The 15,333-nt window shown below is 46.0% G+C and carries 12 protein-coding genes; 7 read left to right on the plus strand and 5 right to left on the minus strand.

Annotation, left to right across the window (positions count from 1 at the left end):
- Nucleotides 1-16: 16 nt before the first annotated feature.
- The 3 genes from ACLI09_RS12815 to ACLI09_RS12825 all read right to left on the minus strand — a co-directional run bounded on the left by ACLI09_RS12815 (nt 17) and on the right by ACLI09_RS12825 (nt 2,975).
- Nucleotides 17-568, minus strand: coding sequence for a DUF4136 domain-containing protein (locus ACLI09_RS12815; RefSeq protein ID WP_411420018.1), 552 nt, complete (start codon nt 566-568; stop codon nt 17-19).
- A 79-nt stretch (nt 569-647) separates the two neighbouring features.
- Nucleotides 648-2,633 (minus strand): urocanate hydratase, encoded by a 1,986-nt coding sequence (locus ACLI09_RS12820; RefSeq protein ID WP_411420019.1) that lies wholly within the window; start codon nt 2,631-2,633, stop codon nt 648-650.
- A gap of 168 nt (nt 2,634-2,801) precedes the next feature.
- Complete coding sequence (locus ACLI09_RS12825) at nt 2,802-2,975, minus strand: DUF5522 domain-containing protein (protein ID WP_411420020.1); 174 nt, start codon at nt 2,973-2,975, stop codon at nt 2,802-2,804.
- Between the two features lie 38 nt (nt 2,976-3,013).
- On the opposite strand from ACLI09_RS12825, the gene ACLI09_RS12830 reads away from it, so the two are divergent.
- Nucleotides 3,014-3,340 carry a hypothetical protein gene (locus ACLI09_RS12830; protein WP_411420021.1) on the plus strand — a complete coding sequence of 109 codons (327 nt, stop codon included), beginning with the start codon at nt 3,014-3,016 and terminating at the stop codon, nt 3,338-3,340.
- A 223-nt stretch (nt 3,341-3,563) separates the two neighbouring features.
- Nucleotides 3,564-6,266 (plus strand): AsmA-like C-terminal region-containing protein, encoded by a 2,703-nt coding sequence (locus ACLI09_RS12835; protein ID WP_411420022.1) that lies wholly within the window; start codon nt 3,564-3,566, stop codon nt 6,264-6,266.
- Between the two features lie 156 nt (nt 6,267-6,422).
- On the opposite strand, the gene ACLI09_RS12840 is transcribed toward ACLI09_RS12835, so the two are convergent.
- The gene (locus ACLI09_RS12840; protein WP_411420023.1) at nt 6,423-8,519 is read right to left on the minus strand and encodes a glycoside hydrolase family 97 protein; all 2,097 of its coding nucleotides are present in this window, start codon (nt 8,517-8,519) and stop codon (nt 6,423-6,425) included.
- A gap of 316 nt (nt 8,520-8,835) precedes the next feature.
- On the opposite strand from ACLI09_RS12840, the gene ACLI09_RS12845 reads away from it, so the two are divergent.
- Nucleotides 8,836-9,543: a zinc metallopeptidase gene (locus ACLI09_RS12845; protein WP_411420024.1), complete on the plus strand. Its 708-nt coding sequence runs from the start codon at nt 8,836-8,838 to the stop codon at nt 9,541-9,543.
- A gap of 147 nt (nt 9,544-9,690) precedes the next feature.
- Here ACLI09_RS12845 and ACLI09_RS12850 read toward each other — a convergent pair whose 3' ends face one another.
- Nucleotides 9,691-10,161, minus strand: coding sequence for an Lrp/AsnC family transcriptional regulator (locus ACLI09_RS12850; protein WP_411420025.1), 471 nt, complete (start codon nt 10,159-10,161; stop codon nt 9,691-9,693).
- 459 nt (nt 10,162-10,620) lie between these two features.
- Between ACLI09_RS12850 and ACLI09_RS12855 the strand changes: the two genes are divergently transcribed.
- From ACLI09_RS12855 to tig, 4 genes are all read left to right on the plus strand, one after another.
- Nucleotides 10,621-11,862 carry an OmpP1/FadL family transporter gene (locus ACLI09_RS12855; RefSeq protein ID WP_411420026.1) on the plus strand — a complete coding sequence of 414 codons (1,242 nt, stop codon included), beginning with the start codon at nt 10,621-10,623 and terminating at the stop codon, nt 11,860-11,862.
- Nucleotides 11,863-11,868: 6 nt separating this feature from the next.
- A complete protein-coding gene (locus tag ACLI09_RS12860) occupies nt 11,869-13,383 on the plus strand; it encodes a G-D-S-L family lipolytic protein (RefSeq protein ID WP_411420027.1) in 1,515 nt (504 codons plus the stop codon).
- 77 nt (nt 13,384-13,460) lie between these two features.
- Nucleotides 13,461-13,808 carry a phage holin family protein gene (locus ACLI09_RS12865; RefSeq protein WP_411420028.1) on the plus strand — a complete coding sequence of 116 codons (348 nt, stop codon included), beginning with the start codon at nt 13,461-13,463 and terminating at the stop codon, nt 13,806-13,808.
- 120 nt (nt 13,809-13,928) lie between these two features.
- A complete protein-coding gene (tig, locus tag ACLI09_RS12870; protein ID WP_411420029.1) occupies nt 13,929-15,254 on the plus strand; it encodes a trigger factor in 1,326 nt (441 codons plus the stop codon).
- Nucleotides 15,255-15,333 lie beyond the last annotated feature (79 nt).

Genomic DNA, 15,333 nt, shown 5'->3' on the forward strand with positions numbered 1-15,333 from the left:
TTTTTTGAAAGTTTACTTACTGTTTAGGCGGATATTCCGCAACGATTTTTTTAACGAACTCGTTAATGCGTTCCTGTTTTTGTTCCCGGTCCTGCGTTAGCACGCCGGTGCCTACCCCCTGCCAAACTAGTTCTTTCTTTTTGGCATCAATAATATCCAGGTACAGCGTGCCCTCGGTAGAAGTACTTACTGAAGAGTAGTTACCACCCCAGCCCCACGGGCCGCCCCAGCCGTAACCTCCCCAGCCCCAGCCGCCATAACCCCAGCCGCCGTTCCAGTTGTTTACGTTTACTTCTTTAGAGGCCTTGGTAAAAAAGTTTACATATACATCAGGCGTTTCGCTTTTTGTAAAACCCCTTGCGGTAAACTCGGCCTCAAGGGCTTTCATAATACGCCTTTTGTCAAGGTCGCTAATTTCGGCCTTGTCTATACCGTCTTTTAAAAAACCGTAGGTTTTGTAAGTACTAAAATCGGTGGTATCATCATAGTCAGTCCGCACGCTCACAGAAGCGCAGCTCACCGCAAACGCGGTTACAATAAACAGGGAGAGCAGTTGTATCTTTTTCATAAGACCTAGTAATAAAGTTAATTTCAATTTCATAGCATACAGCATCAGCGGCATTTATTAACATTACTTGCGGGAGCGCTTACAGCAGGCTGTCGCTAACCTGGTTTGGCAGCGTTACCTTTAGCAGCGGCTGCTGTTCCATGGCTCGTTTTATGGCAAAAACCGCACCCTCATTCCTGGCCCAGCTGCGCCGTGTAATACCGTTGTTTACATCCCAAAAAAGCATTGATTCTAAGCGCCTTGATGCTTCAGTAGAACCATCAAGAACCATACCAAAGCCACCATTAATTACCTCGCCCCAGCCTACCCCACCACCATTGTGTATGCTTACCCACGTAGCACCGCGAAAGCTGTCGCCTATAACATTTTGTATGGCCATATCGGCTGTAAAGCGCGAGCCGTCGTATATGTTGCTGGTTTCACGGTAAGGGCTGTCGGTACCGCTCACGTCGTGGTGGTCACGGCCCAAAACCACCGGGCCTATTGTACCTTCGGCTATGGCCTGATTAAAGGCACGGGCTATGGCAACGCGGCCCTCGGCATCGGCATAGAGTATGCGTGCCTGGCTGCCCACAACCAGTTTGTTTTGCTGCGCACCCTTTATCCAGCGTATGTTATCTTCCATTTGCTGGCGGATTTCAACCGGCGCAGTTTTGGCCATTTCTTCCAAAACCTGCGTGGCTATGGCATCGGTAGCCTGCAAATCTTCCGGTTTGCCCGACGTACACACCCAACGGAACGGCCCAAAGCCGTAATCAAAACACATAGGCCCCATAATATCCTGCACATAGCTGGGATATTTAAAGTCTATGCCGTTTGGTGCCATAATATCGGCACCCGCACGCGACGCTTCCAGCAGGAATGCATTGCCATAGTCAAAAAAGTAGGTACCCTTAGCGGTGTGTGCGTTTATGGCAGCTGCCTGCCTGCGCAGCGATGCCTGTACCATCTCCTTAAAAACTTCAGGATCATCGGCCATCAGTTTGTTCGATTCTTCGAGGGTAAGGCCAACGGGGTAATAACCGCCCGCCCAGGGGTTGTGCAGCGAGGTCTGGTCGCTGCCCAGGTCTACGTATATATTTTCGGTGTCAAATTTCTCCCAAACATCAACAATGTTACCTTGGTACGCTATAGACACTACCTCTTTATTGGCTTTCGCTAAAGCTACCCTTTCAACCAGCGTATCAAGGTCGATTACTACCTCATCTACCCATCCCTGGCTGTGGCGGGTGTTAACGGCTTTAGGGTTTACCTCGGCACATACGGTAACGCAGCCGGCTATGTTGCCCGCCTTAGGCTGTGCGCCACTCATACCGCCAAGGCCGGAAGTTACAAACAGTTTACCTTCAAGGCCCTCGCTTTCTTTTTCTATTTTACGGCCGCCGTTAAGCACAGTAATGGTGGTGCCGTGCACAATGCCTTGCGGGCCAATATACATATAGCTGCCGGCAGTCATTTGGCCGTATTGCGATACTCCCAGGGCGTTAAATTTCTCCCAGTCGTCCGGCTTGCTGTAATTGGGTATTACCATACCGTTTGTTACCACTACACGCGGTGCTTCCTTATGCGACGGAAACAGCCCCATGGGGTGGCCGCTGTACATCACCAGGGTTTGCTCATCTGTCATTTCGGCAAGGTATTGCATGGTAAGCAGGTACTGCGCCCAGTTCTGGAACACCGCGCCGTTACCGCCGTAGGTAATGAGTTCGTGCGGGTGCTGTGCCACGGCATAATCAAGGTTGTTCTGTATCATCAACATAATGGCCTTGGCCTGTAACGACTTGCCCGGATACTCCTCTATTGGCCGGGCGTACATTTTATAATCAGGACGGAAACGGTACATGTAAATACGCCCGTAGGTGTCGAGCTCTTCGGCAAATTCTTTTACCAAAGTTTCGTGGTGTTCCGGCCAAAAGTAGCGTAACGCATTGCGCAGCGCCAGCTTTTTCTCCTCAGCCGATAAAATATCCTTACGCTTAGGCGCGTGGTTTATGGCCGGGTCGTATGGCTTTGGTTCCGGTAATGTTGCCGGAATACCCTGTAGTATTTGTTGTTGAAATGTCATTTATTTTCAGTGTTTGTCGGCCTCACCCCCAGCCCCTCTCCAAAGGAGAGGGGGGTAGCTACACTCGAATGTTTTGGTTACGAATTTTCAATAATTTTATAGCATTTATTCCCGTAATGTACCCGTTCCCGGCTCCCCTCTCCTTCGGAGAGGGGCTGGGGGTGAGGCTTATTTAAAATTTCCTGTTCGTTTGTTAAACCCATACGGGCAGTGGCGGCAGCCGCTTTTGCAGCAGTAGCCGCGTTTAAGGTGGTATGCTTCGGTAAACACCTTATACCCTTCCGGCGAAAGGTAGTAATCTTCACCCTCGGTTAATTTATTTCCAAAAAATCCGCTGCTCATATCCGCAAATTTAGGAACTTTACTGAACTTTACACGCAATGATAGTTGTAACCTCTAAATATTTAGTGCCTAAGGGCTATACGGGCATCACGCTCTTTCCGTTTGTTTTGGTACGCAGCCGGGAACTGGCAGCAAACGCGGTGCTGATTAACCATGAACGCATCCATATAAGGCAGCAGGCGGAACTTTTAGTTATTCCGTTTTATATTTGGTATGGTATAGAATACGTCATCCGCTACCTTAGATATAAAAATGGCAAAAAGGCCTACCGCAACATTAGCTTTGAGCGGGAGGCGTATGCCAATGAGCAAAACCCTGACTATACAAATCAGCGGAAATTATGGGGATTTTTTAAATATCTGTAACCTGATTTTACAACAACGGCACCTTGCGAAAACCCTCCGCCCTTGCGGTAAAATTCTTCATTAAAGCCTTTTAGGCACCTGTGAAGGAGATTATGGGTTCGCACTTTTACAGGTTGCGGTAAACATAGGCTAACCTACGGTAAATTCAGTAAGAGATAACACTATTATGGCATAATTTTCGTTATTATCTCTTACCTTTATTGGCAAAAAAAGAAAGCATACTATGGTTAAAAAAATCCTGAAGTGGACAGGCATTGTCCTCCTTGTACTTATTGTACTGCTGGCAGCAGCACCTTTTATTTTTAAAAATAAGATAAAGAACATGGTGGTTAAGGCCATTAACGAGCAGGTAGATGCTACCGTTGCATTTGAAGACGTTAGCATTAGCCTGTTTAAAAACTTCCCCAATGCTAATGTTACGGTTGATAAGCTCAGTATAATAAACAAGGCGCCGTTTGCGGGCGACACCTTAGCCTACGTAGGCGAGCTGAACCTGAAGATGAGCGTTAAAGAACTCTTTAAAAGCGAGGGTGAAACCATGAGCCTGCAATCGTTTACGCTTAAAAACAGTGTGGTAAACATACTGTTTAATAAAGATGGCGTAGGCAATTTTGATATTGCCAAAAAAGGCGCAGAAGACAGCCCATCAGATGCTGAACCCGGCAAGCCTTTTGCCCTGAACATAGATGAATATGCTGTTGAAAATATGCGTTTCCGTTACTTTGATGCCAACTCTAAAATGAATGTGGTTATAGACAGCCTTAACCACAAGGGTACGGGTAACTTTGCCGCAAACAAGCTGGACCTTGACACCCACACTACGGCAAACCTTACCGTAGATATGGACAAGACAAACTTTATGCGCAATACCCGCCTGAAGCTGGATGCCATACTGGGCCTTCACCTCGACAAAAGCATTTATACCTTTAAGGAAAACAAATTGCTCATCAACCAGATGGGCTTAGAGTTTGACGGCAGCGTGGCATTGCTTGAAGCCGGGCAGGATATAAACATTACCTTTAAAACCCCTGAGTCGTCGTTTAAAAACTTTTTAGCACTGGTACCGGCAGCCTATAGCGGCAGCCTTGCGAATGTAAAAACGGAGGGTAATTTTACCATAAACGGTACGGTAAACGGATTAATGGACGAAACCCATATCCCTAAATTCAACATCGCGTTCCTGAGTAAGGATGCTTCATTCCAATATCCTGACCTGCCTAAGGGCATTAGTAACATTAACATTGATACCAAGATTGTTAATGAAACCGGCCTTATGAACGATACCTATGTAAACCTTGATAAGCTGGCGTTTAAAATAGACCAGGACGTGTTTGATGCCAGGGCAAAAATACAGGACCTTACCGGAAACCCACTGGTTGATGCCGCGCTTAAAGGCACCATTAACCTGGGCAACCTTACCAAAGCTTACCCGGTAAAGCTGGACTACCCACTGTCGGGCATACTTAAGGCAGATGTGGAAACCAAGTTTGACATGCTATCGGTAGAAAAAGGCGCTTACGAGAGAATAGACAACCGCGGCGCCATAAGCCTGAGCGGGTTTAACTACACGCCCGATGGTTTCAGCAAGCCTTTTGTGATAAGCGAGGCAAGCATTCAGTTTAACCCAAGCCGCGTGAGCCTGAACCGTTTTGATGCCAAAACCGGCAGCAGCGACCTTGCCGTTACGGGTACGCTTGACAATTTTTATGGTTTTATGTTTAAAGACCAGACCCTAAAAGGTAACTTTAACATGAAATCGAATAAAATTGTAGTGAATGATTTTATGACCACAGCCACTACCCCGGCAAAAACAACTGCCGCTACCGACGGCGATAAAAGAAAAGCCCCGGCAAAACCGGCAGCAGCGAGCGACGCGGTTAAAATTCCGGCGTTCCTGGACTGCACCATAAACGCTACCGCAAATACTGTGGTGTATGACAACCTCAACCTTACAAACATGACCGCTAAAATGATCATCAGGGATGAAACGGTTTCTATCCAAAATGCAAAAACCAATGTGTTTGATGGCGCTATCGGCTTTAACGGCGATGTTTCTACAAAAGGTGCCACCCCTACCTTTGACATGGACATGGCACTTAGCAACATTGATATCACAAAATCGTTTACACAACTGGACATGCTTAAAAACATAGCCCCTATTGCGCAGGTTGTTACCGGTAAGCTAAACACTACTATTAACGTGGCGGGTAACCTTGACGCTAAGGAAATGACACCGGATATGAAATCGCTAAAGGGCAGCCTGGGCGGCTCGCTTGCCAATGCAGTAATACATACTGAGCAGTCTAAAGTACTGTCTGCGCTGACCAGCAATGTAAAATTTCTTGACCCGAGCAAAATTAACCTCAACCAAAAGCTTAACCTTACATTTGATGACGGCAAGGTAAACATACAGCCGTTCGACATTAAATACCAGGATATAAACGCTAAGGTAAGTGGCCAGCATGGTTTTGACCAGGTTATGAACTATAATGTAGTGTTTGATGTTCCCGCTAAATACCTGGGAGAAACCGTTATTGCCAAAGCAGAGCAACTGCACGTAAACATTAGCAAGATTAACGTGCCGGTTACGGCACACATAACCGGGAACTTCCAGAACCCTAAAGTAACTACCGACCTTGCGGCAGCCAGTAAATCATTCGCAACACAGCTGGTACAGCAGGGTAAGGACATACTGATAACCAAGGCTAAGGAAAAGGCTTCCGAAAAAGGCAAGGAACTGCTTAACGGCCTGCTTGGCGGCAATAAAGGTGGTTCTACCACCACAACTACTGCCGACACGGCAAAAACCGCCACACCGAAAACCAGCGAAGAGGTAAAACAAAAAGCCGAAGACGCGGCCAAGGCCGGCGTTAAAAACGCGGTAAACAACCTGTTTAAGAAGAAAGACAAGAAGGAGGGGAATTAAGTCTTCAGGCGCAGTAGGCAGTAGCTTCACTCAGACCTGAACGGAACTACATTTGAATCCAAAATAGGATAAAAAGTAACCCCGGCAATATTATGTTGCCGGGGTTACTTTTAGAATTGAGTGAAGCTACTGCCTACTGCTACTGAATACCGAACACTACTTAATACTAACAGCACATCCCCCGCTCGTGGCAAGCTTTTGCTTTAGCTTTGTTTTGCTGGTAACCTTAACGGTTTTTATCGCGTAGCTTTGCGGGTTTTTGTCGTAGCTGGCATCTGTACCATCGGCATAAATGGTAGCTGTATAGGTTTTCCCTTTAGGGAGGAATTCAAACGTAAGTGTAGCTTCGCGGGCGTTTTCATCGGTAATAGCGCCTATAAACCATTCGTTTTTGCCTTTAGCCTTACGTGCTATGGTAATATAATCGCCCGGCTCGGCCTCCAGCACCCAACTTTGGTCCCAGTCAACAGCTACATCCTTTATAAACTGGAACGCATCCATGTGCTTGCGGTAAGTTTCCGGAAGGTCGGCGGCCATTTGCAGCGGGCTGTACATTGTTACATACAGTGCCAGCTGCTTAACCAGCGTTGTATGTACAAAGCTATTGTTGTCCGGGTTATATGCGTTTATCTGGGTTTGGAAGATGCCCGGCGTGTAATCCATAGGGCCACCCGTAAGGCGTGTAAATGGTAATATCGTAGTATGGTCTGGGTTATTACCGCCAAAGGATTCATATTCGGTACCGCGCGCCGCCTCGTTGCCTATAAGGTTAGGGTAGGTACGGGCAAGCCCGGTAGGGCGTATTGCCTCATGGGCATTTACCATAATTTTATACCCGGCTGCTTTTTTAATGGCATACAGGTAGTGGTTTACCATCCACTGGCCGTAGTGGTACTCACCCCTCGGGATGATGTCTCCCACGTAGCCACTCTTAACCGCATTGTAACCGTTATCTGCCATAAACTGGTAGGCTTTATCCATCCAGCGCTCGTAGTTACGCACTGAGCCAGACGTTTCATGGTGCATAATCATCTTCACCCCTTTGCTTTCAGCATAGCGGTGCAGTTCTTTTACATCAAAATCAGGGTATGGGGTAACAAAGTCAAACACAAAATCTTTCGATTTGCCGAACCAGTCTTCCCAGCCCTGGTTCCAGCCTTCTACCAGTACGGCATCAAGTCCGTTCTCTGCGGCAAAGTCAATATATTCTTTTACATGCGCAGTATTTGCCGCGTGCTTTCCGTTTGGCTTAGTTTTGCTGTAATCGGTCTCGCCCAGCTTTACGCTGGTAAGGTCGTTGAAGGCCCAGGTGCTTTTTCCGGTAATCATTTCCCACCACACGCCTACATATTTTACGGGCTTAATCCACGAGACGTCTTTGTACTGGGTAGGCTCGTTAAGGTTATATACCAGTCGGCTCATTAGTATATCGCCGGCCTTATCGCTCACGATAACCGTACGCCAGGGCGACTGGAACGGGCTCTGCATATAACCCTTATTCCCCACGGCATCGGGCGTAAGCCACGACTCTAAAATCATATTTTTATCGTCAAGGTTAAGGGACATGCACGAATAGTCAACTAACGCGGCTTCATGTATGTTAATGTACAAGCCATCCTCACTTTTCATCATCAGCGGGGTTTGCAGCCCGGTAGGCGAAAAAGTTTCCTGGCTGGCGTTAGGCGTTACCGCATCTTTCATTTTGGCACGCACCTCGCTAAGCTTGCTGGTTACGGTACTGTACTCCTGTGTATCATAGTCGCCCGGAAGCCAGAATGCCTTATGGTTACCCGCGAGGGCAAATTGTGTATGTTCTTCTTTTATGATGAAATAGCCCAGGTTAGCCTGCTCCGGAAATTCGTACCTGAAGCCCAGCCCATCATTAAACAGGCGGAAGCGTATGCGAATGTACCGGCCTTTCTGCGCTTTTTGCGAAAGCGTTACCAGTAGCTCATTATAATTGTTGCGGATGGTTTTCTCCTCGCCCCACACCGGCGTCCAGGTTTCATCAAATTTTGAAGTCTCGGTTTTATCTACCGTAAACCCATCGAGCATGGGTGCAACATCTTTAGTATCGATACCCAGTTTACTCGTTTTTATTACCGGCTTTTTCTTATAGGTAAGCGCGTACGTGGGTTCGCCTTTGGCAGAAAGCGAAAAGGTAAGCTGCAGGTTGCCGTCCGGCGAGTTAATTTGCTGGGCAGAAAGCACAGTACCGGCAAGCAACAGGCAGGCAAGGATTATTTTTTTCATGGACATAAGTTTGGTTATTAACGCAATAAATTTATCCAAATTAACTATACAAATTTACAAATTCGTTATTTGAGAGCTACTACAACCTTTGCGTGTTGAAAACTTATTGGTATTAAGGCCGGGTTTTTGAATTTTTAGAACTTCATAGGGGATTTCATATATGGGGCACAGCGCTTGCTTAACAATCAAAAACCGTTTACTTATCAGCCGCCGTACGTCTTAATAAGACAATATATGACAAAATAACAGGCAGTGCCAGCCGGTAAAGATTGGCTTTCTTTTTGATGTATATTAGCAAACAATAAAAAGAAGAATTATGTTTATAGGATATTATATATTAATCGGCATTATCGGCCTGATAAGCTTTGCAGTACAGTCAAGGCTTAAAAACAAGTTTGAAAAGTACTCTAAGGTACACCTGCGCAATGGTATGAGCGGCGCAGAAATAGCACAAAAAATGCTTAATGATAACGGTATTTATGATGTGCGTGTAATTTCTACCCCCGGCCAGCTGACCGACCATTACGACCCTACAAAGAAAACCGTAAACCTTAGCGAAGCGGTATACAACCAGCGCAATGCCGCCGCTGCCGCTGTAGCTGCCCACGAGGTAGGCCACGCCGTGCAGCACGCCACAGCCTACAGCATGCTTAAATTTCGTAGCGCTATGGTGCCGGTTACAAATATTGCATCACGCTTTGCACCCATGCTTATCATATTAGGCTTAGTATTAGGTGGCGCTGCAAAAATGGGTATGGGCTGGTATGTGGCCATAGGTGGCTTAGGCTTAATGGCCATCGCTACGCTGTTTAGCCTTATTACGCTTCCTGTGGAGTATGATGCCAGTAACCGTGCGCTTGCGTGGTTAAAAAATAAGAATATGGTAAGCCAGCAGGAATATGCCGGTGCAGAAGACTCGCTTAAATGGGCTGCCCGTACCTATGTGGTAGCTGCCATAGGCGCTATTGCAATGCTGCTGTATTATGCACTGCTTATTTTTGGCGGAGGCCGTTCAAGGGACTAATTATTTCTCCATATATTTAAGAGTTATAACAGCCATGCTTTAGTATGGCTGTTTGCATTTAGGCCCCATCCCATACCCTCTTCAAAAGAGAAGGGAGCAGGTTCACGGCTGGACTGACTACTCCGACTGAACACTGTTTACCGGAAGCTAAAGCTGTATCTGCCGTTCTATCTGTTGTTGTAATGATATAAACGTTTCTGTACGGCTAACACCGGATATAGGCTGTATGCGCTTGTTAAGCAGTTGCATAAGGTGCTCATTATCCCGGCAGATAACCTTTATAAGGATACTCCAGTTACCCGTAGTATAGTGGCATTCCAGCACTTCGGGTATTTTGCCCAGTTCTTTTACGGCTTCGGGGTTGCTGGCGGCTTTGTCAAGGTAAATGCCAATGAACGCCATAGTGCTGTAGCCCAAAACTTTTGAGTTTACTATAAATTTAGACCCTGCTATAACACCGGCCTGCTCCAGTTTGCGCAGCCGCTGGTGTATTGCCGCGCCCGATATTCCCACTTTATTGGCTATCTGTAATATGGGCTTTCGGGCATCCTCCATCAGGTCGCGGAGAATCTGTTTATCAATACCGTCTATTTCTATTTGCAACTGATTTATTTTCATAGCTTACAATATGTAAGGTAAAAATAAACATTCCGTTTAAATTAATATGGGCCAGGCCCTTTTTTTATGATAAAAGCCTCCTTTACATTTAAAACGTAGTTATCGCTTTATGTTACTGTTTGAAAAAGAATCCGTAGGGGAAGTGGCTTCCGCAAAGCGGTTTTGACAGGTTCGTTTTGATGGATAAGCCACGATAAATCGCATAGCAGGATTTACTAAAAAAATTGATGTATTTGACAGAAAAAATAAGCCAAAAACCATTAAAACACCATGCATGCATATAAAATATTTATTTTTCAGGGAATTTTTATAATTAATCAACAAAATGTATACGTAATTTTTGAAAAAATAATTATTATGAATGCATAATAAATTAATTGCTTTCATTGTCAAATCGATAATTTATTATAAATTTGATATAGAAATTACAATATTGACAACCTAACTTATTTTCAACCCATGAAAAAACTATTATCCTTAACAATGGCGGCTTTAGCAACCACTTCGGCTTTTGCGGGCGGCTACCGCGTGAGCCTGCAGGGGCAAAAGCAGCTTGCCATGGGGCATACCGGGGTAGCTGTGGTAAACAGCGCCGAAACGTTATTTTTTAACCCTGCGGGAGCCTCGTTCCTTAAAGACCGTTTTAACTTCTCGGCCGGTGGTAACGCCCTGTTTGCCCGTACAAAATTCCAGAATGAAACCTATAACTGGAAAGCGTCTACCGATAACTTCGGTACACCCTTTGAAGCCTATGCCTCATATAGGGCTACCGACTGGCTTACGGTGGGCCTTGCAGTATACACACCCTACGGAAGCGCCGTAGAATGGGAGCAGGACTGGGTAGGTGCTAACCTGGTTAATAATATCGACCTGCAGGCCGTATACATTCAGCCTACCGTATCGTTAAAGGTAAACGAATATTTTAGCGTAGGCGGTGGCCCTATATATGTAACCGGCAGCGTATCTCTAAATAAAAACCTTTCGCGCAGCCTTACTGATGAGCAGGGCAACCCAAGCGATGTATCTATCGAAGCTAAGGGCGTAACCGCCTGGGGCTATACCGCCGGGTTTATGTTTAACCTCGATAAGCACGTACGCCTGGGTGTAAACTACCGCTCTGAAATTACCATGGAAGCCCGCGATGGCGATGCTACCTTTAACGACCTGCCTGCTTTTGCGCAGCCGTCGTACCCTAACACCACCTTTAATGCCGACCTTCCGCTGCCTGCTGAGTTAACCGCGGGCCTGTCGGTAGAACTAACCGATAAGTGGCTGGTGGCTTTTGACTATAATCACGCCTACTGGAATGTCTATAAAACACTGATGGTTGATTTTGCTAACGGACTTGTTTCTAACAACCCGCGCAATTATAAAGATGCAAGCACCTACAGGGTGGGTACGCAGTTTAAGCCAAACGATAAATTTGCATTCCGTGCCGGATGGTATTTTGACGAAAGCCCTGTGCAGGATGGTTATTTTGCACCCGAAACCCCGCGTAACGACTCTATGGGCTTTACAGGGGGGCTTACTTACCAGGTTACCCCTAAGTTTGGTATAGATGCCAGCTTCCTGTACCTGCATTTTGACCAGACAAACAATTCTTATAACTATGCCGATGAAGACGGTACGCCTTACTCCTTTGGCGGTACCTATAAAAACGTGGTATTCTCTCCCGGTATTGGTGTAACCTATAGCTTTTAAATTGCCATGAAAAATAAAAAAATACTATTAATAGCGCTGGCTTCCGTAGGCTTTGCCGCCTGTGAGCCTGAATTTGAAAAAGAACTAACCAACGCCGACTACAATCCCGGCGAGGCCGACTTTACCACTTATGTAGCCATAGGCAACTCACTTACCGCCGGATATATGGACGGTACCGTAAGCCGTGTGGGGCAGCAGTACTCGTTTCCTAACCTGCTGGCGCAGCAGTTTGCCGTAGTGGGCGGCGGCGCGTTTACACAGCCATCTTATGAAGAAGATATAAACAACCTGGGCGGCATTATGGGTGTACCGGGTTTCAATACCCGGCTTATACTTAACCAGCGCACCGATATTCCCGGGGCATCACCGGGGCCTGAACCTATAGCAGGCACCTCTACCATAACGCTTACGCCGCAGGCCAAAGCGTTTAATAACATGGGGGTTCCGGGCGCAAAATCATTCCACCTGCTTGCCGCAGGGTATGGCAACGCGCAGGCATTGGCTTTAGGCCTGGCAAACCCTTATTTTGTGCGTATGGCTACCACTCCTAACGCTACAGTACTGGGCGACGCCATGTCGCTTAACCCTACCTTTTTTACGAACTGGATAGGCGCTAACGACGTACTCGCTTACGCCACATCGGGCGGTGCGGGTGTAAACCAGGCGGGCAACACTAACCCTGCTACTTACGGCATGAATGACCTTACCGACCCTAACGTGTTTGCAAGCGCATACAGCAATATAATCAACACACTTACCGCTGCCGGGGCAAAAGGTGTGGTAGCTACTATACCAAATGTAACCTCTATACCTTATTTTACAACGGTTCCATACAACCCAATCCCTATGGATGCGGCCACTGCAACGGCAGTAAATACAGGCTTTGCACAATATAATGGCGGGCTACAGCTTGCCAAGAACGCGGGGCTGATAACCGCCGACGAAGCCGCTGCAAGGACTGTGGCTTTCCATGAAGGCGCTGGTAATGCCGTAGTTATAACCGACGAAGGGTTAACTAACCTTTCAGGCCTGGGGCTTCCTTCATACAGGCAGGCAACCGCAAACGACCTTATTGTGCTTACCGCGTCATCATTCATAGGCACATCGGTGGGCGGCAACCCGCAGTTAATAAACGGCGTGAGCGTGCCGCTTGAAGACAAATGGGTACTGGTGCCTACCGAAATAGCAGCCATAAACACGGCTACCACGGCATTTAATACCACCATTACCAGTATTGCCGCTTCTAAAAACCTTGCCGTTGCCGATATGAACGCCATTTTAGGACAGCTGAGGGAAGGCCTGCAAACGGAAGACGGCCAGATATATACCGCTAATTACTTTAGCGCCAACAGGGTAAATACGGTAGTATTTTCGCTGGATGGCGTGCACCCTAATGCCCGCGGGTACGCACTGATAGCCAATGAAATACTTAAAGTAATAAACCGGCACTACCATGCTAAACTGCCGCTTATAGTACCCGGCTACTACCCCGGCGCTACAATACTGCCAACAAATAACTAACCCTAATTTATTTTATTTCTGTAAGAGCACCGGATTTTACCGGTGCTTTTTTTAATTTTATGTAAAAAACCCATCCTATGAAAACCCTCATCAATATTTTCTTCACTGCCGTGTTTGTAGTACTCCTCTCCTACCTTATGCCCGGCGTTTATGTAAACGGCTTTTTTTCGGCGCTAATGGTAGCCGTAGTGCTGGGCCTGCTTAATATTTTTATAAAACCGCTGCTCGTGTTGCTTACACTGCCGGTTACTATCTTTACGCTGGGGCTGTTCCTGCTGGTTATCAATGCTATTATTGTAATGCTGTGCGACGAGCTGATAGACGGTTTCCAGGTAGCAACCTTTTGGCAGGCGCTGCTGTTCAGCCTGGTCCTTTCGCTGTGCCAGTCGGTTGTAGGTAAGCTTTCTGAAGAAGATAAAAGATAGGTTTGGCAGTACATTAGAGCTTTAAATAAGCATTGGCGCACAATACTTTAATAAACTTGTGCATAATTTAAAAATAGCTTAATTTTGCGCCCACTATTTGAAATAAAACATTCATAAAAAATGAACATTAGAAAAGAGCAGGTAGATGCGCTTAATGCTGTAATAACAGTAGCTATTACCAAAGATGACTATAAGGCAAAAGTAGACAAAGTATTACAGGATTACAAAAAGAACGCGAGCATAAAGGGCTTCAGGAAAGGTACCGTACCTATGGGCCAGATACAAAAGCAGTATGGTAAGGCTGTTTTGCTTGAAGAGGTAAACAAACTGCTCCAATCTTCACTTAATGACTATCTTGCAAAAGAAAAACTTGACATACTGGGCAACCCACTTCCTAAGGTTAAAGAAGACTTTGACTGGAATGCCGAAGACTATACATTTGAATTTGAACTGGGCCTTGCACCGGAATTTACGGTAGACCTGGGCACCGCTAATAATGTTACAAAATACACTATCGTAGCTGACGACGCTATGCTTGACGAGCAGGTGCAGCGAATACAAAAACAGTATGGCAAGCTGATACCAAAAGATACGGTAGAGCAGGAGGACGACATTGTGGGTACATTTACCAATGAAGAAAAGGGCATTAACAACAGCACTACCATTACCCTTGATATCTTTAAAAACAAAGATGAGGCGGCTAAATTCATTGGAAAAAAAGTGGGCGATGTAGTAACCATTGCTACAAAAGGCCTTTTTGACGACGACCACAAGCTTATGGATTACCTTAAAGTAGGCCATGACGATGTGCACGGGCTTGACATTAAGGTAGACTTTACCATTGAGGAAATAAACACCCACGAGTTAGCCGAACTTAACCAGGAGTTTTTTGACAAAACGTTTGGCGAAGGCGCGGTAACTTCATTAGAAGAAGTAAAAGCCAAAATAAAAGAAGATGCCGAGCAGCAGTTTGCACAGCAGGCGGACCAGAAGTTCCTTAACGATGTTACGGAGTTCCTTATAAACAATACCAAATTTGACCTTCCGGAAGAGTTTCTTGTAAAGTGGATTCAATATTCAGGAAAAGAACCTATAAGCGCGGAAGAGGCGGTAGCGGAATACAAAAAATCTGAAAACGGCCTGCGCTACCAGCTTATTGAAAGTAAGGTAATTACAGGCAACAACCTGCAGGTTACTTTTGAAGACCTTAAAGCCTTTACCTCAGAACTTATTAAAAAACAGATGGCACAGTTTGGCCAGCTAAACCCTACCCAGGAAGACGTAGACGGCATTGTAATGCGCGTGCTTACTAACCAGGAAGAGGTAAAAAGGCTGAGCGAGCAGCTTATGAGCGAAAAAATGCTGAACCTGTATAAGGAAAAAGTAAACTTTGCTAACAAAGAAGTTACCTACCAAGACTTTATAAAGGAGATGTACGGAGAATAAATCTCACAAAAAATAAGTATCTTTGAACGTCGGCTTTTATGAGCCGGCGTTTTTATATTTAGATTGAATAATAAATCAA

It is taken from the genome of Flavobacterium sp. RHBU_24 (genome assembly GCF_046613695.1).
Lineage (GTDB): Bacteria > Bacteroidota > Bacteroidia > Flavobacteriales > Flavobacteriaceae > Flavobacterium.